Here is a 21,775-nt window from a genome sequence, read left to right on the forward strand (position 1 = left end):
TATTCTCTGTTTAATTTTCAAAGACCAATCATTTCGCTGTCATCTGACAGCTTTTATAGTTTATCATCTATTAATTTTTTTGTCAACAATTTTTAATATATTTTTAAAAAATTACTTTTTATATTTTAAAAAGTTCTTCAATTTCCTCTTGTGTCATTTGTGATATTAAATTTTCTTCAACATTTTGCTCATCATTCATAACATTTTTTATTATAGATTTCTTTTTTTCTTGTATATTATATATCTTTTCTTCTATAGTTCCACGAGCTATAATTTTAATTACTTCTACAGTTTTCTTTTGGCCTATTCTATGTGCTCTATCTGTAGCTTGATCTTCAACTGCAGGATTCCACCAAGGATCAAAATGAATAACAACATCTGCTCCTGTTAAATTAAGCCCTGTACCCCCAGCTTTTAGAGAAATTAAAAATACACTTCCCTTTCCTTCATTAAATTGTTTAACCATTTTTCCTCTTTCTTCACTCTTTGTTTGCCCATCTAAATACATATAATCAATTTTATTATTATCTAATCTTTTAGCAATATTTTTTAATACAGTAGTAAATTGAGAAAATAATAAAATTCTATGGCCTTTTATAATGCTTTCTTCAAGAAGATAATCTAATGCTTCCATCTTTCCGCTTTCTCCATTAAAATTTTCTACAAACACAGATGGATCGCAGCAGATTTGCCTAAGCCTAGTTAACGTTGATAATATTTTAATTTTACTTTTATTAAAACCTTTTTCTTTTATTTCTTTAGAAATATCATTTTTAGCGTCTTCAATATAAGCTGCATAAAGCTTTTTTTGTTCTTCTGACATCTCTACTACAAGTTTTTGTTCAATCTTTGGCGGCAGCTCTTTTATAACATCTTTTTTAAGCCTTCTTAAAATAAAAGGCTTTATATGTTTATTAAGTTCTTCTAATGCTTTCATATCTTTGTTTTTAACTATAGGTATTTCATATTTTTGAGAAAATTTTCTATTAGATAGTAAATAACCTGGCATTAAAAAATCAAAAATAGACCACAATTCAATAAGTGAATTCTCTATTGGAGTACCTGTTAATGCAAAATATCCATCTGCTTTTATATCTTTTACTGATTGAGCATTAACAGAAGAAGGATTTTTAATTTGCTGAGCTTCATCTATTATACAATATCTGAATTTTATATTTTTATAACTTTCTATATCTTTTCTTATAAGAGGATAAGAAGTTATAACTATATCAAATTTTTCTATTTCTTTTACTTTTTCTTCTCTTTCTTCTTTGCTCCCGGAAAGAACTAAAACTTTTAAGTTCGGTGCAAATTTTTCTATTTCATTTTCCCAATTATATATTAAAGAAGTAGGTGCTACTACTAAAGATGGCTTTTTATTTTCATTATTTTCTTCTATTTCCGATTCGATAAATGCAATTGTTTGAAGTGTTTTCCCAAGCCCCATTTCATCTGCTAATATACCTCCAAATCCACAAGCAGCCAATGTTTTAAGCCATTTAAATCCAAATTTTTGATAGTCCCTCATTATACTTTCTAAATGTTTAGGAGGGGTAAAATCTATATCTTTTACTTCTTTAATAGTATTTACAAGTTCTCTGAATTTTTTATTTTTTTCTATTGAAATCTTACTATTTTTTAATTTTTCATCTATGTAAAAGGCATTATACTTTGAAAGCAAAACCTTTTGCTTTTCTAAATCTGAAGCTTTTATATCAAGATATTCTACCATATTTCCTATATCTTGAATTTCCTCATTTTCAAGAAACACAAAATTGCCTTCTTTAAGTTTATAATATTTTTTCTTTTGTTTTATTGCTTCTAAAATGTTTTTAAGTTCTTTTTTATCTACTCCATCTATATTAAATGTAAATTCTAAAAGATCTTCATCGTTAAGTTTTATACTAGACTTAATATTTGAAGAAGTATAGACTTTCATATTTTTAAAGCTTTCAGAATAATAAATATCTGCATATTCCTGAAGTTTATTTATATCTTCTGTTAAAAACTGAATTATTTTTTCTTCATCTTTAAGAGCATACTTATATCTTTCCTCTTCAAATCCTATACTTTTTAATAACGCTATTAAATTTAATTCTTCTTTTATATTTCTTATTAAAATTTTATTATCATTATTTTTATAATTTTCATTTAAAGAATTTATTTGTATATCACCATAATTAAATATTACATCACATAATATTGATTCTTCAACTTTATCAAAATATATAGTAGTTTTAAGATCTTCTCTATATAAATCTTTTTTTAACGATTCATCAATATTTATATTTTTACTTATCTCTTTTAAATTAGGTATAACATATGCTGCTACTTTTTCTATATCTTTTTTATTAAAAACCATACTTTTATTTGAAGAATTTATAACTTCATTAAAAAAAGGAATATATGTCTTAGCCTGATTTTCACTAGGCTTGTATATATTATTTTTATAAAAAAAATACTCTGCTTTTCTTGTTATAGGAATTGGAATATCATTGTTTTGCTTAATAATTAATCCATTACTATTTATTTTAATATCAAATTCTAAAGGAATATCTTCTTCTAATATAACTACATTTTCCATATTAATATCATTTATAATAATATGAAATTTTTTACCTTTCATTAAATCTAAAAGCTTTTTTACCTGAGTATCATTCAAAAAAACTTTTTTACCCGAAAACACTCCTTTAAATTTACCTAAAAATCTATTTCTATCAAGTGATGATATAAATTCATCCATTTCATATATTTCAACAAGTAAATCAATAATCTTTTTATCTTCGTATTTAAAATCAAATATTTCAGGATCATAAATAAAATTTTTGCTAAATTCAATAACTTTATGTTTATTTTTTGCTACAGATAAAAATTCTTTTATATTTTTTATAACATATGTTTTGCCTTCACCAACCTTTAATTCAATTGAATTAAAAGTTTCTTCATTAAAGTTATTTATTTCAAATTTTATATCTAAATCCAGTTCCCTTTTATTAATTTTATCTGAATTGTTTATAATATTGTTTTTAAAATATTCAATTATTTCGTCAACATCCTTTGAAATTACTGTACCTTTTCTTTTCATTAATTCTTCTTTTTCTCTATTCCATTTTAATAATACTGCTACACAATGTTTACATATATTATTATTATTTATTGTATAAATACAATTACAATCATATTGTAAATTCCCAGTATCAATTTCTATATCTAAATTTACATCATATACATTAATTCCATAAGCTGATTCAACTGATGATTTTATATGCAAAATATTTCCTTTACTTGATTCATACATATTAAAGTCTATACTTCTTACTTTATTTCTTAAATATAAATCAAGTCCTCTAGAATATATTACATCCCCAATTTGTTTTTTCATAAGTTTTTCATCTATATCAAACATTATTCCACCTCAACTATATTTTGCATATTATAAATATCTAATTTCAAAAATAAACTCCTATTAAAATAATACTCATCTATTTTTAAAATAAATTTTTATTTGCTTAAACTATTTTATTTTACTAAGCTATATTTAGTTTTCATATTAAATACCTATATTAATATATTTTAAACAAAAAATTTAAATAATAAAATAAATATTTATAAAACTTAATATTTATTTGTTAAATATTATTATTTTATTAAAAAGAGTAAATTTTTGTTATATAATAAATATATAATAATTGCACCAAATTTTGGAGAATATAATTATATAAATTTAGAAAGGAGTAACAATATATGAAACTTGAATTAAATAAAACATATAATGGTTTTAAATTACTTGAAGAAAAAAATATTGAAGAATTAAATTCTATAGGAAGAATTTTTGAACATGAAAAAAGCGGGGCAAAATTATTTCATTTAGAAAACGATGATGATAATAAAGTTTTTTCAATAAGTTTTAGAACACCTCCAAAAGACAGTACAGGGCTCACTCATATACTTGAGCATTCAGTACTTTGTGGTTCTAGAAAATTTCCATCAAAAGAGCCATTTGTAGAACTTATAAAGGGATCTTTAAATACATTTTTAAATGCTATGACTTTCCCTGACAAAACAATGTATCCTGTTGCCAGCAGAAATCTTAAAGATTTCCATAATTTAATGGATGTATATCTTGATGCAGTTTTTTATCCTAACATATATAAATACCCTGAAATAATGATGCAAGAGGGTTGGCATTATGAATTAGAAAATAAAGATGATGAACTTACATATAAAGGTGTAGTTTATAATGAAATGAAGGGAGCTTTTTCTTCTCCAGAATCAATACTTATGAGAAAAATTCAAGAATCTTTATTTCCTGATACTCCTTATAGTTTTGAATCTGGCGGAGATCCTGATGTAATACCAGAACTTACTTACGAGCAATTTATTAATTTTCACAAAAAATACTATCATCCATCTAACAGCTATATTTTTCTTTATGGAGATATGGACATATTAGAAGAATTAAAATTTATTAATGAAGAATATCTAAATAATTTTAATAAACTTGAGATAAATTCTGAAATTGCTGAGCAAAAACCTTTTATTGAAGAAAAAAAAGTTATATATAATTATCCTATTTCTTGCAATGAAAAAGAAGAAGATAAAACTTTTTTAAGTTTAAACTTTGTAATAGGTAAAGGAACTGATAAAGAATTATCTTTAGCTTTTGATATTATTGAACATCTATTGCTTGAAACTCCTGCAGCTCCATTAAAAAAAGCTTTAATTAATGCTAATTTAGGCAAAGATGTATTTGGTTCTTATGATAATAGTATATTACAGCCTACTTTCAGCATAGTAGTTAAAAATTCTAATGAAAATAAAATTGAAGATTTTAAAAAAGTTATATTTGATACTCTTACTACCCTTGTAAATAATGGAATAGATAAAAAGCTAATTGAATCTTCAATTAATATTAAAGAATTTCAATTAAGAGAAGCTGAATATAATGGATACCCTAAAGGACTAATGTACGGAATAAGATGTATGGACAGTTGGTTATATGGTGAAAGTCCTTTTGTGCATTTAGAATATCAAGAAGCTTTAAATTCTATAAAAAAAGCTCTTACAACAGATTATTTTGAAAAACTTATAAATAAATATCTTATTAATAATCTTCATCGTTCTTTAGTTATAATAAAGCCAAAAAAAGGCCTTGCTGAAGAAAAAAATGAAGAACTTAGAAAAAAACTTGCAAATTATAAAGCTAGCCTATCAGAAACTGAAATTTCTAAAATTATTGAAAATACACATAAATTAAAAGAAAGACAAGAAACTCCTGATCCACAGGAAATATTAGAAACTATACCTTTATTGTCATTAAAAGATATTGAAGTTAAAGCTGAAAAACTTCCTCTTTTAGAAAAAGATTTATTAGGAATAAAAACTCTCTTTCATCCATTATTTACAAGTGGAATAGGATATGTAAATTTATATTTTGATTCAAGCACTGTTCCTCAAAATTTACTGCCTTATATTAGTTTATTATCTTCTATGCTTGGCAAAATAGGAACTGAAAAATACAGCTATGAAGAGCTTTCAAATATAATAAATATAAATACTGGCGGTATAAGATTTTCTGGAGATGCTTTTTCTGAATGTGGAAGTAACACTATTTTTTATCCTAAATTTTCAGTAAGATCTAAAGCTTTAATAACAAAACTTCCTAAACTTATGGAAATATTAGGTGAAATATTAACTCACAGTAAATTCGACGATGAAAAACGTTTAAAAGAAATAATTCAAGAAATGAAATCAAGATTAGAAATGAGAATGTTACAAAGAGGTCATACTATAGCTGCTAAAAGAGTTTGTTCTTATTTTTCACCTATAGCCAAATATGAAGAAACTCTTATGGGATTATCTTTTTATAAATTTATCGTAAATTTAGAAAATAATTTTAAAGATAAGATTAACGAAATTATAGAAAATTTAAATAAAGTTTCTAAATTAATATTTAATAAAAATAATCTTCTTATAAGTTTTACTGCTGAAGATAAATATTATAAAAATTTTGCAGAAAGTTTCCCTGCGTTATTTGAAAATTTAAATGACGAAAATTTATCTTATAATGAATATAAATTTGAATTTGGTGCATTAAATGAAGGACTTATGACTTCTTCTAAAGTTCAATATGTTGCTAAAGCATATAATTTTAAAGAATTAGGATATTCTTATAACGGACATCTGCAAGTCTTAAAAACTATAATAGGCTATGATTATTTATGGAATAAAATTAGAGTTCAAGGAGGAGCTTATGGTGCCTTTGCTAATTTTCAGTGGGGAGGTAATACAGTTTTCAGCTCTTATAGAGATCCTAATTTAAAAGAAACTTTAGATGTTTATTCTAAAGCTGGAGATTTTATTAAAAATTTTGATGCAGATAATCGAGAAATGACAAAATATATAATTGGTACTATAAGTGAACTTGATTCACCATTGACACCTGCAATGAAAGCTCTTGTATCAGATGAATATTATATAAGACATGTAAGTTATGAATCTTTGCAAAAAGAAAGAACTGAAATACTAAATACTACTAAAGAGGATATTAAAAATCTTGCTGATTTAATTACCGATGTTATGAATCAAAATTATTTCTGTGTTCTTGGAAGTGAAGAAAAAATTAAAGATAATAAATATATATTCGGATCTATAATAAATGTATTTGAATAAATATAAAGGATACAGTATTAAACTGTATCCTTTTCACTTTCCGCTAAAGCCACCCAAAGTTTTCTTTAAGTTTTAAATTCCATGTATATTTATTCTTGATATTTATTCTGATTACTATTTAAAATTTCATCATATTTTTTCCTTACACTCTTTAAATCATGCCAAAATAACTTTTTTTTACTTTCATCTCTAAATAATGCTGCTGGATGAAATGTTGCAATCATATAGCATCCTTTTCTTTCAATCCATTTACCTCTATCTCTTGTTATTTTCCAATCTTTGCTTATTACAAATTTCATAGCTACAGAACCTAAACAAACTATAATCTTAGGTCTTATTAAAGCTGCCTGATTTCTTAAATAAGGAAGACAAGTTAAAGCTTCTTCATCATAGGGAGTTCGATTATTTTCAGGTCTGCATTTGCATACATTACATATATAATAGTCTCTTTCTCTTAATAAATCTAACGCTGTTAATCCTTTTGTTAGAAGCTGCCCTGCTTTCCCTACAAATGGTTTACCAAGTCTATCTTCATCTGCTCCAGGTGCTTCTCCAATAAACATAATAGGTGCTCTTAAATTTCCTTCTCCAAAAACAACATTTTTTCTGTTATTTTTCAGTTCACATTTTTCACATGTATTACACTGCTCATAGAGTTCTTTCCATTTAAGCACAATAACCACTCCAAAATTTACTAATATGAGTTTTTAATTTTCATTCTTTCTCTTGTAATTATATTCTCTATTGGTCAGCTTATTGCTAACTTTATTATACATTATTACCCTATGTTTTTTCACAACATTATTATATCACAATATCCTAAGAATAAAAAAATCAGCTTAAAAGCTGATTTTTTTATTCTATTTTACTAAATAATTTTACTCCAACAGAAGTTAATAAAAAATATAAAATTAAATCAAAAGCACCATAAATAACAGCCAATACTCCAAAAGCAGTCCATAGATTTAATTTAAGCCAAACAACAGCCCCAATAGTTAATGCTAAAATTATAAATCCTAAAATCATTGATATTAAAGCATTCATATTATTTTTAACTGCCCTTTGTTCATTATCCCATAATAGTTTAGGGAACATTAAATCTATAAATATACCTACAAAATTTGTGAAAAATGTAATTATTATTGATAATATAGTAATCTGTATAATTAAATAAAAGGGTGGCTTTAATATTATAGAGGATGTCAATATTAAAAGTGCTAACCCTATAAAGTTTAATATTACACCTGATAATACTTTAGAAATAATTTGTTTTTTATAACTTATCGGAAGATATTTACATGTAAAAATGTATTTTCCTTCTCTAGATATAGCTGTAGATGCTGTTGGATTAGATGTAGATATAAACATAATTACTCCAAAACATATTGCAATTACAATTCCTGATAAAGTAGAGCTATTTAATAAATTTCTAACCTTGCTTAATTCTTTCATCATATCCGGTTGAGATAAAAATGGTAAAAATAAAATTATAGGAAATAAAAAATTTATTACTACACAATTCATAAAGTAAGCTGGTGTCCTAAATAAAATTTTTAATTCTTTAATTAAATAGGCTCTTAAAATAGAATTTTCTTTAATATTTTTCTTTATTTCATATTTGCTTAATTTTCTCTGCTTTGATGAAGTTTCTGAAATACCAATAACACCTTTAAAATAAATTTTTTCCCCAATAAAGAGTAATATTAATATAAAAACTGCATTTATTAATAAAAAAATAAATATGTTAAATAAGCCTTTTATTTCTCCACTATAAAGCATAGAATTTACTGCAAATTTTGTATTTGGAAATATAGTTTTTGAAGTTCCAACTAATGAGTTTTTTCCCTGCATCATAATATTTATCATATCTTCAGTATTTTGGGTACTTGATCCTAATTTTTGAAAAATCCAATTAAATCCTAATCCAATTGCAAGACCTAAAATACCAGAAACAGTTTTAAAAAGATCTTTATTTTTGGTAAGTGGAATAAATTTCATAATTACAATGCTTATAATAGATGAAATTACTAAAGGTACAATAGGTAAAGTAAAAAAAACTATCGCTAAATATAAATAATAAATAGCACCTATATTGCTCATAACTCCGTAAATAATCATTATAGGAAGCAAGAATATAATTTCAGTTATATATTCATATATTAATACTACTGTAAACTTTGATCCTAATATTATAGATGGCTTTAATGGTAGTGGTAATAAATTTTCTATATCTGATGAAAAATAAAAAGTATTTAAAACATAAAAAAATCCAAATATAAATATTATAAAATTAGATACTGAAATTACTAATTCAATCAATAATCCTTCTTGATTTATTTTAATAAGTTCTTCATAGGAAGCTTTTGCCATAGCTGCAAAACCAAAAATCATAGGTATAAAAGCTATAGCTATAAGTACAATAAAAGCTATAGTTTTAGGGAGCTTTTTCTTATCCTTTTGTACTAAACTTTCTCCACTGCTTTTTAATAAAACTTTAGTTAAAATTAAAAATTTACTCATTTTCAGTCAACTCCAAAAACATCTTTTCTAATGATTCATTAGACTTAAAATGCTCCCTCATTTCGTCTAAAGTCCCACAAAATAATATATTGCCTTTATTTATAATAGCTACTTTATCACATATTTTTTCAGCTACTTCTAATACATGAGTTGAAAAAAATACAGTTTTACCATTTGAAACATGCTCTCTCATCATTTCTTTTAATGTATAAGAAGATTTAGGATCAAGCCCTGTTAAAGGTTCGTCTAAAATCCAAACTGAAGGTTCATGTATTAAAGCTCCAATAAGTACTATTTTTTGTCTCATACCATGAGAATAGCTTTGTATTTTATCATTTAAAGAATCTATCATTTCAAATCTTTTAGAAAGTTTTTCAATTCTTTCTTCCCTAATTTCTTTTGGTACTTCATAAATATCTGCCATAAAATTTAAATATTCAAGTCCTTTAAGTCTTAAAAACATATCTGGATTATCAGGAACATATCCAAACTGTTTTTTAGCTTCAATTGGATTGTCTTTTATACTTATACCGTTTATTTTTATTTCTCCACTATCACTATTTAAAATTCCAGTAATCATTTTAATAGTAGTACTCTTTCCCGCACCATTAGGTCCTAAAAATCCGAAAATAACTCCTTCTGGTATTGTTAAGTTTAAATCGTTCACCGCCTTTGTAGTACCATTATAACTTTTGTTTACATTATTAATTTCAATCATATAAATTTCCCCCAAATAAAAAATATTATTACTATATGTAATTATGTGATAATTATATATATAAAAATACCAATTTTCAAGTTATGGTAATCTGTATTATATAGTATTAATTACCGTTTATTGTTGCAAAATGTGTATTTTTTAGATAAATCTATAATTATCTTAATTTATCTTAATCTTTAATTAAAATATAAGTCTGGTCAATGTAACTGCGGCAATTATTGCAGTTATATCTGCTAAAATTGCTGCCCATAAAGTATGTCTTATTTTTTTGATTTTAACTGCTCCAAAATATACAGTTAGTGTATAAAAAATTGTCTCTGTAGTACCCATTATTATTGAAGAAAGCATACCTATAAAGCTATCAGGTCCATATTTTATTAATATATCAGAAAGAACTCCTAAAGCTCCACTTCCTGAAAGAGGCTTTATAAATATTAAAGGAAGAATCTCTGGAGGAAGTCCTATAATGCTTACCAATGGTTTTACTAAAAAAATAAAATAATCTAATGCCTTAGATTCTCTAAAAACAGCAATAGCAACTAACATAGCTAAAAGATATGGAAATATTCTAATACATATTAATATTCCATCTTTTGCTCCTTCTACAAAACATTCATAAACTTTAACCCCTTTAATCATTCCATAAACTATAATAATTAATATAATTATAGCTATTATAGACTTTATAGCATAATCAAAAGAAAAAATTTTTTCAAAAGGTAGTTTCGTAAAAAGTAGTATTGATGACTTTAAAAAAAATTGTCCTAAATAATTAATAAATATCATATTATAATTTCTCCTTGTTTATTTTTAATGCTTTGTTTATATACTACTTATTTTTAAAAATATCTTTGAAGTATTTTACAATATATTACGCCCATAACTGCGGCTATTATTGAAGCTATTAATGCTGGAATAATAACTCCACCTGGATTTTGAGAACCACTTGCAGCTCTTACAGATATAACAGTTGTTGGTACAAGCTGAATACAAGCTGCATTTAATACTAAAAACAAAGACATATCATCACTAGCAACACCTTTATTATGATTTAATCTATCCATTTCTTCCATAGCTTTTATTCCAAAAGGAGTAGCGGCATTAGAAAGCCCCATCATATTTGCAGTCAAATTCATTATAATTGCACCCATAGCTTTTTCATCTTTGGCAGCATCTTTAAAAATTAATTTTAATATAGGTTTTAAAAACTTAGCTAAATTTTCAGTTAATCCACTTTTTTCTGCAATTTTCATTACACCGCACCAAATACATAAAATTCCTGATAATTTAATAATAAAATCTACTGTAGATGAAGCTGTGGATATAATTGAATTAGATATAATATCTCCTCTGCCTGTAATTAATCCAATAATTATTCCAATTGCTAAAATAAAAAACCAAATAATATTAATCACATTTCATAGCTCCCTTCAAAGACTAATATAATCTTAAATGTTTTATAAATTATAGTTTATTTTTTTAATACTGTTATTTATTTTATTCTCTATTATTTATATGATAGTATTTCATTACTATTGCATTTAATTTTATATAGTGCTACCATTTATATATAAATTTAAGAATTAAATAGGAGGCAAAATATGACCTTAAGAGATATAATGAAATATATCGAAAGCGAATATAAAGTTATAAACCATACTCCTTGTGAAATATGTGGCGGTGATTATTTAACTGAAGATATACAAATTGCACTTATTGATGATATTCCTTATGATTTATGTGCATGTGTTTGTTCACATTGTGGACATGAAAAAATATTTGAATTTTCAGCGCCTTTTATAAATGAAAATGGAATGAAAAAAATAAGAAATAATTTAAACTAAAGGAGAGTGCAAATGAAAGAAGATAGTTTAAAGATAGTTCAAAAAGATATTGATGAGGCTTTAGAAATGGTTGAATCTATGGAAAAAAATTTAAGTCAGCAAAGTTTTTCTAAGGAAACGGTAAAAGAAAAATTTGTTTTTTTATCTCAAAAACTTCAAGAACTTGAATCCATATTAAAATCTGAAGGTATACTTTAGTGGAGATACTTTTAAAAAATACAAAATAGATTCTAGATTTTACTCAACGTTTATTGTTCATATTTATTTACGCTAAAAAATCTCCATATTCATTTTTGATTTATAATTTATAATTTAATAAAATAAATCCAGTAGTAAATAGCAAAGCCTTCTACTGGATTTATTTTTAATATTTTAATAGTTAACTCAACATGACACTTATCATAAAAAGTCTTGTCTTCATCGGAATGAAACTTTTCCACTCCGATTTAAAATATTTTATTCAAAGTATCTAAAACACTATATTTTTAATGATTTTTTATTTTTGGAAATATCTATTAAGAAGTCCCTGAAATGCCTTGCCATGTCTTGCTTCGTCTTTAGCCATTTCATGTACTGTGTCATGAATTGCATCATAGCCTAGTTGTTTTGCAAGTGTAGCTAGTTCTTTTTTACCTGCTGTAGCTCCATTTTCAGCAGCAACTCTCATTTCAAGATTTTTCTTAGTAGAATTTGTTACAACTTCTCCAAGAAGTTCACAGAATTTAGCAGCATGTTCAGCTTCTTCATAAGCTGCTTTTTCATAATATAATCCTACTTCTGGATATCCTTCTCTAAATGCTTGTCTAGCCATTGCTAAATATAGACCAACTTCAAAGCACTCTCCATTAAGATTTTCTTTTAAGCCTGCTATTACTCTTTCATCAAGTCCTTGAGCTACACCAATTCTGTGTTCATCTGCCCAAACTAATTCTTCAGATTGTTCTTCAAATTTTTCTGCTGGAGCACCACAAACTGGACATTTTTCTGGTGCAGTTTCTCCTTCATAAATAAATCCACATACTTTACAAACAAATTTTTTCATAATCAATTCCCTCCATATAACATGATATATTTTATTTAATTATTTTTATTTTGAATAATTATTGTTTATTAATAATTATTTTCCTTACATAGAATATAATATCACTTTTTTAATTTTTGTCAATAGAAAAAATTAAAAAAATTTGCCTTTTTACGATTGATTTATAATAATGCCATAATATATAACAATTTTTCCTGATAAATGTACAAAAATAATAAAAAAGCTGCCAAATTGGCAGCTTTTTTATTTTAATGTACTGTATTACTTAAAGACCTAGTAGTGAATCTATTTTCTCTTTATCAAATCCAAGTATTGTTTCATCATCAATTTTTATAACGGGTACACTCATAAAACCCATATCCATAAGTTCTCTTCTATATGAAGCGTCTTTTATATTCCTTTCTTCAAAAGCTATTCCTTTTGATTTTAAATATTCTTTTGCTTGTGTACAATATGTGCATGTATCTGAAGTATAGATTGTAACATTTTTCATTATTATCCCTCCAATTTATATTAAACAAAAAAAATTATTATATAATAATATATTAATCATTGGACAAATTATTTGTCAACATATTTTTATATTTGATTAAATGAAAATATTTTATACAATATAAATATACAACTTCAAAAATTAATATATTTTTTAGAAAATAAAAATCGTCTTTTTACTAAAAATAATATATTTTCTTATTATATGTGCAACAAGCAGTTATGTTAATGATATACTGACTTATATTATTGTTTTAACAAATTATATTTATGTTTCATATTTGATGTATATAATAATAGTAAAATATTTTACAGTAAAGGAGATTATAATGAAAAAAAATAATAAAATCTATAAAGATAAAAATATTATTTCAAATAAAAATATAATTACACATAAAGAACAAAATTCTGAAATTAGAATAAATAAATTTATAAGTGAAAAAGGAATATGCTCAAGAAGAGAAGCTGATAAACTTATTGAAGAAGGAAGAGTTACTATAAATGGTATTAAAGCTGAAACAGGAAGTAAAGTAAAAAAAGGTGATATAGTTAAATTAGACGGAAAACCTCTAAAAAATAAAGAAAATCTTGTATATATAGCTCTTAATAAACCTGTAGGAATAGTATCTACCACTGAAAAAAAAGTAAAGAACAATATAATTGATTTTGTAAATTATCCAAAAAGAATATTTCCAATAGGCAGATTAGATAAAGATTCTCAAGGGCTTATTCTTTTAACCAATGATGGAGATATAGTAAATAAAATTTTAAGAGCTGGAAATAACCATGATAAAGAATATATAGTAACTGTTGATAAACCTATAACACCTGAATTTATAAAAGGAATGTCTATGGGAGTTAAAATTTTAGGTACTATTACTAAGCCATGTATTGTAAAAAAAGAAAGTAAATATGTATTTAGAATAATTCTTACTCAAGGATTAAACAGGCAAATTAGAAGAATGTGCGAAGTTTTTGGGTATAAAGTATTAAAATTAAACAGAATAAGAATTATGAATATAAATCTTAAAGATCTTCCTATAGGTAAATGGAGATATCTTACAGGAGAAGAACTTATAACTTTAAATAAGCTTATACATAACTCTATAAAAACCGAAGAAGCTTCAAGGATAAAATAATATTAACATTGTCCACAGCACTGTGGATAATGTGTTTATACTTTTGTGGATTATTTTATTTTAAATATAGCCATTAAATTATTAGAATTTTCTTAACTTTCTTTTAAATATATGTTATTATATATTTAAGGATAATTTAAATTGGGAGGCAAAGCATCATGAGTGATAACGTTATCTGGGTGGATTTTAAAAATAAAAACAAATTTAAAAACAATAATAAAAATAAATTTAAAGAATTTTTTATGAAAATTTTTAATAAATTAAAGAATATTTTTTACTTTTTCTCAAAAACTCATAATTCTAATAATCATAATAATCGTAAATCTACATCCCCTTATCATAAATCTATATTATAACTCTATTATTTTTGTAATTAATTTTTAAATATTAAAATCTATAATTTATAATTTTAAACCAAATAAAATTTTTATAAAAACTATTAAGTTTTATAGTATTTAGGATGTGAATATTTACAAAGCAATTTGTAGTCTATTTTTTTCAAATTATAAATATATAAAATGATTATCTTACAAAAACTCTTTTCCCTTAGAATTGACCACTATATTTTTAAGTAAATTGATAATAAACATACTACTCATTGTATAATGGAAATTAATTTACAGTTTATTGCAAGATTAATCATAATATTGCAAAATAAAAGGCTCTTAATTTTTAAGAAGCTTTAAAATCTATAAAGTTAAGAGCCTTTTATCATTATCTAATAATATATATCAGAAAATTCAATATGAATTCTCTCTACTTTTTCTTGGGCATTATCAATAGTTACTGCAATTTCATTTTCACTTGTTAATTTTACTGGAAGTTTAATAGTAAACTCACTTCCTACATTAACTTTGCTTTTTAAAGATATGCTTCCTCCATGAAGTTCAATCAATGATTTTACAAGATTAAGTCCTATACCGCTTCCTATAATATTTTTTGTAAAACTTGTATCTACTTGTTTAAATCTATCAAACACAACTTCAATTTTATCTTCTGGTATACCTATTCCTGAATCTTTAACTTTTATTACAATCCAATCCCCTTTATCATAAATATTAACCCAAATTTTGCCCCCTTTATTAGTAAATTTAATAGCATTAGATAATAAGTTTAATATTATTCTTTCAATTACATATACATCACAAGCCATGTATTTTTCTTCAACTTCAGTATCAAATTCAATATTTATACCTTTACTTTCAATATATTGCACAACAGAGAATGTAATGTCTTCAACGACACTTACTATATTATAGTTTTGCAGATTTAACTTTAAAAAACCAGAATCAATTTTGCTTAAATCAATAAGATTGTTTACAAGTTTAAGCATTCTATAAGAATTTTGTTTCATACTTTTTATATATTTTTTTATATTTTGCTTATTTTCATATATGTTATCATTTATAATATAATATTCTATAAGCTGTAATGCTCCAAATATAACGTTAAGAGGTGTTCTAAGTTCATGAGATATGTTTGCCATAAATTCATTTTTTACTCTATCACATTCTTTAGCTTCTTCTAATGCTTTTCCTTTCTTTTGTGCATCTTTTCTTTCTCTTATATCTCCAGCAACTACTAAAACTCCTTTTTTATCTTTTAAAACATAAGGAGAAGATTTAGTTTCTACATCTATAATTTCTCCATCTTTAGCAATTAATTTTATTTCTATCAAATCTGTAGTTATTCCTTCTTTATATACTTTATTCATTCTATCTATAATTATTTTATGATAATCTTCATGAACATAATTCATTACTTCTTTACCTAATATATCACTATAATTTTCATATTTTAAAAGATTTAAAGCAGCATTATTTACAAACACAAATTTGCCATCGCATTGAGCAAACATTGCATATGGCAAAAAGTCTAAAAGAGCTTGATAATTTTTTTTACTTTGATTTAATTTTTTGTTTATGTCTTCTAGTTCTTTTGTCCTATTTTCTAAATCACCATAAGCTTTTCTAAGTTCATAAAAAATCATATCATATGGTTTTTGAAGCGTAGTATTAACTATAAATTTATATAGAAAATAAAAAGATATTAATTTAAATATATGCCCTAATATACTAATAATACTTGTATAATTTATATAAACAGCAAAACATAATTCTGAAGCAGCCATAAAAGCTGTAGATAATATTAAAAATTTAGATATGCTTTCATAAGTTTTATTTTTATTATTAAATAAAATCACTGTTATTATAAAAAATATAACAAACATTATATACTCGCTTATTCTTTTAAATAATGTTAATCCTATTTTGGGATCATAACAAACTGGAAAATAATGAAATTTAAAAATTAAAAAGAAAAATATTAGTGCTGATGCATAGAAAAAAATTATAACATTTGACGCATTTGAAATTTTTTCCTTTTTAGTGCTCAATATACAAAACAAGATAAAAACAGCAGTTTGTATATATCTTCCGACTAAATAAAATTGAATTGATACATTATATTTTTCTGTATTAAATACTCCTCCATTATAAGATGTTAAAACATGCAAAAAATCAAAAGAACTTATGATTAAAAAACACATGCCTAAAAACATAAAATTTGAATTTTTAGAAACACCATAAGTGTTTTTTGCTATTATAAATACACTAAATCCTGTTATAATACTTAATAACTCAACTAAATTATGAAAAATAAAATAGTCTTTAATATTTACATGATACAAAATTAACATTATAATTATGCCTATTGTTAATTTTTCCATAATTTTTAATTTATATTTTTTGCTATTTAATTTTTCTGCATAATAATTAAGTTCTCTAACCATAACTTATTCTCCTCTTTAGTAAATAATAAAATAATAATACTTATTTAGCATTATTATTTATCTATATTCTACATATTAACTATATTTCCTCCATAAAAATTTATTTTATGATTTATTATATTCAAATACTAAAATATGTAATGTATTATATTGTCTTTTTATGTTAAAATAATTTTGATAATTATTATGAATTTTTTATATGTATAAATAAAAAATATATTTTAATTTAAAGGAGATATATATGAGAATTGGAATAGGTTATGATGTACATAAATTAAAAGAAGGGAGAAAACTTATATTAGGAGGCGTAGAAATACCTTATGAAAAAGGTCTTTTAGGGCACTCAGATGCAGATGTGCTTTTGCACGCTATAATGGATAGCCTTTTAGGAGCTGCTGCTCTTGGAGATATAGGAAAACATTTCCCAGATACAGATGATAAATACAAAGGAATATCAAGCCTTATTCTCTTAAAAGAAGTTGGAAAACTTATAAAAAATGAAGGTTATTATATAGAAAATATAGATTCAACTATTATAGCTCAAAAGCCTAAAATGGCAAAGTATATTCCTAATATGATAAAAAATATATCAGAAGCTTTAGATTTAAGTTACAATAAAGTTAATGTAAAAGCTACTACAGAAGAAGGATTGGGTTTTACTGGAAAATGTGAAGGAATATCAGCACAAAGTATATGTTTATTAAACAAATAGATATCCAACATAAAAATAAATAACTTTGAAATCTTTTATATCTATAAATAATAATTGTGTTTTCATAAATAGAGTATAAATAGGAAATACTAGGGAAAAATAATATTATAATGCTTAATTTTAATGAATGGAGGTATATTTATGACTGGAGGAAATAACAATGAAAACAATTCATTAGATGATCTTTACAGTAATTTTGGAAGCACAAGCGATAGCGAAATGGCTCAAGAAATAAGCAGTCTTAAAGAACAGCTAAGAAGTATGCAGCAGGCTCTTTATGATATACAATCCAGTTCTCTTATTTCTTCAGAGAATTTTAATTCCTCTCAAAATAATGGGAATAATGGAAATCAAAATAAACAAAATAACCAAAATTCTAATGGAAACTTTAAAAATTCTCAAGCTTTAAATACACTTTTAAAGCAAATAAGTGATTTTAGAAAAGAAGCTCAAAAGCAGCAAGAACAAGCTCAAATGGAAGTAGAAAAGTCTATTTCTCAGGCTATACAAATTTTACAGCAAGCTAATGATCAAATACATTCAAATGCAGCACTAACGCAAATGAATGTACTTATAGATCAAGCTCAGCAGCAACTAAACGGTATGGGTTCTATGCCAAAAAATAACGAAGGTAAAAAAGATAAAAATAAGGCTTAAAATAATAAAGTTATGGAAAAGCTTAAAAGAGAATTTTACAAAAAAGATGCAGTTACAGTTGCAAAATGCCTTTTAGGAAAATATCTTGTTCACTTAATAGATAATGAAGAAGTTATAGGAAAAATTGTAGAAACAGAGGCATATATGGGCCCTACTGATAAAGCTGCTCATTCTTATAATAATAGAAGAACTCCTAGAAATGAAGTTATGTATGGTAATCCAGGTTTTGCCTATATTTATATGATATATGGAATGTATAACTGTATGAATGTTGTTGTAGAAGAAATAAATAAGCCTCAAGCTGTATTAATAAGAGCTTTAGAACCTGTAAAAGGTTTTGAAATCATGAGTAAATTTAGATATAAAAAAAATTATAAAATAATTTCTAAAAGAGAAAAATTAGGCTTGACTAACGGTCCAGGTAAACTTTGTAAAGCACTAAATATAGATAGAACTTTAAACGGAGAAGATTTATGCGGCTCAAGGCTTTATATATTAGAAAATGATATTAAAGAAAATTTTCATATAGTGGCTTCTAAAAGAATAAATATAGATTACGCAGAAGAAGCTAAAGACTATCTTTGGAGATTTTATATAAAAGATAATCCTTATATATCTATTAAATAATTATATAATCACTTTTATTATCCTTTCTTAATATAATATTTTTCTTACAATTAAACTCATAATTAATTATTTTATAATAAAAACTCAATTAAATAGTATTTTATTAGTAGTTACAATTAACTTATAATTGCTTGTATTTATAACACACAAGTCAAACCAACAGAAAGTTACATAACTTGAAATTAACATAGCATATATTTGCTTGTATTTTTATAATAGATTTGAACATAATAAATTTAAAATAAATTAAATAAAGGAAGGATAATATTTATGGAAACAGGAATAGTTAAATGGTTTAATCCAGAAAAAGGTTATGGATTTATATCTCAAGATGGAGGGGACGATATTTTTGTTCATTATACAGCTGTAAAAATGGATAAACAGCTTGAAGCTGGTAATGAAGTACAGTTTGAAATAGTTCAAGGACGGAAAGGTCCTCAAGCTGCTAATGTAAAAATATACTAAATTAGATATTATACTAAATTAAATCTAAAATTTTAATATAAAGCTAATATAAAACTAATAAATAACTAATATAATAAGGCTTATATATAAATCATGCACATAAAAGTAAAATATTTATTCGTACTTTTATATGCATGATTTTTTATATTTTGTTATTTTTCCATATGTTTTATAAATGAACTATTTAAGTATTTGATTACAAACATTTTTATGTTGTTATTTTTCCATCTTTGTATTGAGGTACAATATTTATTATACTTTTTTGGCAACAATAATTAATATCATCTATAAGATTTAATTTTTTAATCTTTTTATAGTGATTAGCATATTTTATAAAGCTAAAAATATCTTCATTGTTTTTATAAATATAATGAGCAGTTGTACTTATATCAGAAAGTTCTATATCTTTTTTTAAAATTTTTAAACAATCAATTATATATCCGCTGCAAATAAAATCATCTATAGAAAATTCATCATAAGTTCCAGCATTTATAAATACAACATCATTATTAAGTTCTATTATCTTTTTAGCTGCAGCCTCTCCATTTATTAAAGCTGCAATTAAAATATTTTCAGCTCCTTCTGCACTTTTTATAGCTCTGGTTCCATTAGTAGTTGTAAGCACTATTGTTTTATCTTTAACTGTTTCTTTTGTATATTCAAGAGGAGAATTAGAACAATCAAATCCTTCTATTTTTACAGCCTCTCTTTCGCCCCCTAATATATACTTATCTCTATTTTCTTTTAAAAATTTTAAAGCATCTTCAATAGTTAAAGCAGGTATAACTTCTTTACATCTATTATTGATAGCTGTAACTATCACTGAAGTTGCTCTAAGCATATCTATAACAACTACCGTTTTATCTAAAATTTTTTCTTTTTTTATATCCCCTGCAGAAATAATAATATCAACTTTCATAAATCTCACCTTTATATAATTAAATTAATAATATTACAATTATTAATTTAATTATATCACGGTTATATTAATTATCCATTATTTATATTTGTAATTATTTTTTTATATCTTATTTTGCATATAAAAAAAATTAAAAGTGGTAATATTACCTCAAATATAAAACCATAATAGGGATAAACTTTTAAATTCCATTCCGTAAGTTGCATCATATCATCTGCAGCTAAAAATGCTAAATTCATTAAAATTAAAGCTGTAGGTGTAACTATAAATCTATAATCATTAAAATTAAAAATTTTGGAAATACCTTTTGAAGCACCTAAAAGAGAAATACTTATCTGAACAAATCCTGCAATTAAAAACACAATTGATACAGCTGATTCAAGTCTTTGAAGAAAATACCCTATATTTATTTTTTCAACAGCATTATATGTTGAATAATAAGTTGTAGACATAACATATGAACCTAATACCATTATATTTCTTGCTGCAATAAAAACTAAAACAGTTCCTGATAATAAAAGACCTGATATATAAGTTTTAAAAATAGATTTTTTATCTTTTAAACATGAAAAAACCATTGTGAATATAACTGTTTCTGCAAATGGAAAAGAAAAGGCAGAAAAGCCTCCTTTAATAACTGGTTTTACTCCATTTTCAAGTATAGGTAATAAATTGTTAATCTTCATATTAGGTATAGACAATATTAAATTCATAAAAATTATAAATACAAGAAATACTATCAATATTTCTGCCCATCTTCCAAGAACTTCAATTCCTTCTTTTACTGCCCAAGTAGAAAGAAACATAATCATTCCCATAAACACTATTTTAGGAGTTTCATTTAATCCTACAGTAGATACAAATTCGCTAAAAGTATATAATACTAAAGCCCCTATATGAAGAGCATACCATATATATATAAGGCTAATAATTCTTCCAATAATTTTGCCAAAAGCTAAATTTAAAATATCAAATATATCCTTACCTTCAAACATAGAAAGAAGTTTTGCATAAATCATTAATACAGGTAAAGCCATTAATATGCCTAATATTTTTGCAAGCCATACATCTTTTAGTGCTGCACCTGCCGTACCTAAAACTAAAGCACTTCCCCATATAAATAATATAATTAATATTATACCTTGTTTGTCTGAAATTATTTCTTTATTCATTT

Annotated in this window: 19 protein-coding genes; 8 read left to right on the forward strand and 11 right to left on the reverse strand. The window is 24.4% G+C overall.

Going from position 1 to position 21,775, the window contains the following annotated elements:
* Window positions 1-118: 118 nt before the first annotated feature.
* Window positions 119-3,406 carry an SNF2 helicase associated domain-containing protein gene (locus tag EGD97_RS10050; RefSeq protein ID WP_078683137.1) on the reverse strand — a complete coding sequence of 1,096 codons (3,288 nt, stop codon included), beginning with the start codon at window positions 3,404-3,406 and terminating at the stop codon, window positions 119-121.
* A gap of 338 nt (window positions 3,407-3,744) precedes the next feature.
* On the opposite strand from EGD97_RS10050, the gene EGD97_RS10055 reads away from it, so the two are divergent.
* A complete protein-coding gene (locus EGD97_RS10055; protein ID WP_127837249.1) occupies window positions 3,745-6,672 on the forward strand; it encodes an insulinase family protein in 2,928 nt (975 codons plus the stop codon).
* An 89-nt stretch (window positions 6,673-6,761) separates the two neighbouring features.
* Here the strand turns inward: EGD97_RS10055 and EGD97_RS10060 are convergent, their stop codons facing one another.
* From EGD97_RS10060 to EGD97_RS10080, 5 genes are all read right to left on the reverse strand, one after another.
* Complete coding sequence (locus tag EGD97_RS10060; protein WP_127837250.1) at window positions 6,762-7,346, reverse strand: uracil-DNA glycosylase; 585 nt, start codon at window positions 7,344-7,346, stop codon at window positions 6,762-6,764.
* Between the two features lie 181 nt (window positions 7,347-7,527).
* A complete protein-coding gene (locus tag EGD97_RS10065) occupies window positions 7,528-9,192 on the reverse strand; it encodes a putative ABC transporter permease subunit (RefSeq protein ID WP_078683140.1) in 1,665 nt (554 codons plus the stop codon).
* Window positions 9,185-9,910: an ABC transporter ATP-binding protein gene (locus EGD97_RS10070; RefSeq protein WP_078683141.1), complete on the reverse strand. Its 726-nt coding sequence runs from the start codon at window positions 9,908-9,910 to the stop codon at window positions 9,185-9,187. The genes EGD97_RS10065 and EGD97_RS10070 overlap by 8 nt, the downstream gene beginning before the upstream one ends.
* Window positions 9,911-10,093: 183 nt before the next feature.
* Window positions 10,094-10,552: a spore maturation protein gene (locus tag EGD97_RS10075; protein WP_078683171.1), complete on the reverse strand. Its 459-nt coding sequence runs from the start codon at window positions 10,550-10,552 to the stop codon at window positions 10,094-10,096.
* A 200-nt stretch (window positions 10,553-10,752) separates the two neighbouring features.
* On the reverse strand, window positions 10,753-11,328 hold the full coding sequence (locus EGD97_RS10080) for a nucleoside recognition domain-containing protein (protein WP_078683142.1): 576 nt from the start codon (window positions 11,326-11,328) through the stop codon (window positions 10,753-10,755).
* Window positions 11,329-11,514: 186 nt separating this feature from the next.
* On the opposite strand from EGD97_RS10080, the gene EGD97_RS10085 reads away from it, so the two are divergent.
* Entirely contained in the window at window positions 11,515-11,757 is a 243-nt protein-coding gene (locus tag EGD97_RS10085) for a metal-binding protein (protein ID WP_078683143.1), read from the forward strand.
* Window positions 11,758-11,769: 12 nt separating this feature from the next.
* Entirely contained in the window at window positions 11,770-11,955 is a 186-nt protein-coding gene (locus EGD97_RS10090; protein WP_078683144.1) for a hypothetical protein, read from the forward strand.
* 298 nt (window positions 11,956-12,253) lie between these two features.
* On the opposite strand, the gene EGD97_RS10095 is transcribed toward EGD97_RS10090, so the two are convergent.
* Both EGD97_RS10095 and EGD97_RS10100 read right to left on the reverse strand, forming a co-directional pair.
* On the reverse strand, window positions 12,254-12,799 hold the full coding sequence (locus EGD97_RS10095) for an NADH peroxidase (protein ID WP_078683145.1): 546 nt from the start codon (window positions 12,797-12,799) through the stop codon (window positions 12,254-12,256).
* A gap of 265 nt (window positions 12,800-13,064) precedes the next feature.
* A complete protein-coding gene (locus tag EGD97_RS10100; protein WP_078683146.1) occupies window positions 13,065-13,292 on the reverse strand; it encodes a glutaredoxin family protein in 228 nt (75 codons plus the stop codon).
* 328 nt (window positions 13,293-13,620) lie between these two features.
* On the opposite strand from EGD97_RS10100, the gene rluF reads away from it, so the two are divergent.
* Window positions 13,621-14,430, forward strand: a complete 810-nt coding sequence (gene rluF / locus EGD97_RS10105) for a 23S rRNA pseudouridine(2604) synthase RluF (protein ID WP_127837252.1) — start codon at window positions 13,621-13,623, stop codon at window positions 14,428-14,430.
* Window positions 14,431-15,148: 718 nt separating this feature from the next.
* On the opposite strand, the gene EGD97_RS10110 is transcribed toward rluF, so the two are convergent.
* Window positions 15,149-17,221, reverse strand: a complete 2,073-nt coding sequence (locus EGD97_RS10110; RefSeq protein ID WP_127837253.1) for a sensor histidine kinase — start codon at window positions 17,219-17,221, stop codon at window positions 15,149-15,151.
* 241 nt (window positions 17,222-17,462) lie between these two features.
* On the opposite strand from EGD97_RS10110, the gene ispF reads away from it, so the two are divergent.
* From ispF to EGD97_RS10130, 4 genes are all read left to right on the forward strand, one after another.
* Window positions 17,463-17,933, forward strand: coding sequence for a 2-C-methyl-D-erythritol 2,4-cyclodiphosphate synthase (gene ispF, locus EGD97_RS10115; protein WP_127837254.1), 471 nt, complete (start codon window positions 17,463-17,465; stop codon window positions 17,931-17,933).
* A 141-nt stretch (window positions 17,934-18,074) separates the two neighbouring features.
* The gene (locus EGD97_RS10120) at window positions 18,075-18,590 is read left to right on the forward strand and encodes a hypothetical protein (RefSeq protein WP_127837255.1); all 516 of its coding nucleotides are present in this window, start codon (window positions 18,075-18,077) and stop codon (window positions 18,588-18,590) included.
* A gap of 12 nt (window positions 18,591-18,602) precedes the next feature.
* On the forward strand, window positions 18,603-19,217 hold the full coding sequence (locus EGD97_RS10125; protein ID WP_127837256.1) for a DNA-3-methyladenine glycosylase: 615 nt from the start codon (window positions 18,603-18,605) through the stop codon (window positions 19,215-19,217).
* A 270-nt stretch (window positions 19,218-19,487) separates the two neighbouring features.
* Window positions 19,488-19,682 (forward strand): cold-shock protein, encoded by a 195-nt coding sequence (locus tag EGD97_RS10130; RefSeq protein WP_078683153.1) that lies wholly within the window; start codon window positions 19,488-19,490, stop codon window positions 19,680-19,682.
* 208 nt (window positions 19,683-19,890) lie between these two features.
* Here EGD97_RS10130 and EGD97_RS10135 read toward each other — a convergent pair whose 3' ends face one another.
* Window positions 19,891-20,601 (reverse strand): 2-phosphosulfolactate phosphatase family protein, encoded by a 711-nt coding sequence (locus EGD97_RS10135; RefSeq protein ID WP_127837257.1) that lies wholly within the window; start codon window positions 20,599-20,601, stop codon window positions 19,891-19,893.
* 71 nt (window positions 20,602-20,672) lie between these two features.
* Window positions 20,673-21,773 carry a GerAB/ArcD/ProY family transporter gene (locus EGD97_RS10140; protein ID WP_127837258.1) on the reverse strand — a complete coding sequence of 367 codons (1,101 nt, stop codon included), beginning with the start codon at window positions 21,771-21,773 and terminating at the stop codon, window positions 20,673-20,675.
* Window positions 21,774-21,775 lie beyond the last annotated feature (2 nt).

This window comes from Clostridium prolinivorans, from assembly GCF_004011155.1.
GTDB lineage: Bacteria > Bacillota > Clostridia > Clostridiales > Clostridiaceae > Clostridium_AT > Clostridium_AT prolinivorans.

Excerpts from the sequence above, each read along its gene's own strand:
- EGD97_RS10140 (WP_127837258.1), bottom strand. The coding sequence starts at position 21,773 with ATGAATAAAGAAATAATTTCAGACAAACAAGGTATAATATTAATTATA.
- EGD97_RS10135 (WP_127837257.1), bottom strand. The coding sequence starts at position 20,601 with ATGAAAGTTGATATTATTATTTCTGCAGGGGATATAAAAAAAGAAAAA.
- EGD97_RS10110 (WP_127837253.1), bottom strand. The coding sequence starts at position 17,221 with ATGGTTAGAGAACTTAATTATTATGCAGAAAAATTAAATAGCAAAAAA.
- EGD97_RS10050 (WP_078683137.1), bottom strand. The coding sequence starts at position 3,406 with ATGTTTGATATAGATGAAAAACTTATGAAAAAACAAATTGGGGATGTA.
- EGD97_RS10085 (WP_078683143.1), top strand. The coding sequence starts at position 11,515 with ATGACCTTAAGAGATATAATGAAATATATCGAAAGCGAATATAAAGTT.
- EGD97_RS10075 (WP_078683171.1), bottom strand. The coding sequence starts at position 10,552 with ATGATTAAAGGGGTTAAAGTTTATGAATGTTTTGTAGAAGGAGCAAAA.
- EGD97_RS10070 (WP_078683141.1), bottom strand. The coding sequence starts at position 9,910 with ATGATTGAAATTAATAATGTAAACAAAAGTTATAATGGTACTACAAAG.
- EGD97_RS10065 (WP_078683140.1), bottom strand. The coding sequence starts at position 9,192 with ATGAGTAAATTTTTAATTTTAACTAAAGTTTTATTAAAAAGCAGTGGA.
- EGD97_RS10095 (WP_078683145.1), bottom strand. The coding sequence starts at position 12,799 with ATGAAAAAATTTGTTTGTAAAGTATGTGGATTTATTTATGAAGGAGAA.
- EGD97_RS10055 (WP_127837249.1), top strand. The coding sequence starts at position 3,745 with ATGAAACTTGAATTAAATAAAACATATAATGGTTTTAAATTACTTGAA.
- EGD97_RS10130 (WP_078683153.1), top strand. The coding sequence starts at position 19,488 with ATGGAAACAGGAATAGTTAAATGGTTTAATCCAGAAAAAGGTTATGGA.
- EGD97_RS10100 (WP_078683146.1), bottom strand. The coding sequence starts at position 13,292 with ATGAAAAATGTTACAATCTATACTTCAGATACATGCACATATTGTACA.
- EGD97_RS10125 (WP_127837256.1), top strand. The coding sequence starts at position 18,603 with ATGGAAAAGCTTAAAAGAGAATTTTACAAAAAAGATGCAGTTACAGTT.
- rluF (WP_127837252.1), top strand. The coding sequence starts at position 13,621 with ATGAAAAAAAATAATAAAATCTATAAAGATAAAAATATTATTTCAAAT.
- EGD97_RS10120 (WP_127837255.1), top strand. The coding sequence starts at position 18,075 with ATGACTGGAGGAAATAACAATGAAAACAATTCATTAGATGATCTTTAC.
- EGD97_RS10090 (WP_078683144.1), top strand. The coding sequence starts at position 11,770 with ATGAAAGAAGATAGTTTAAAGATAGTTCAAAAAGATATTGATGAGGCT.
- ispF (WP_127837254.1), top strand. The coding sequence starts at position 17,463 with ATGAGAATTGGAATAGGTTATGATGTACATAAATTAAAAGAAGGGAGA.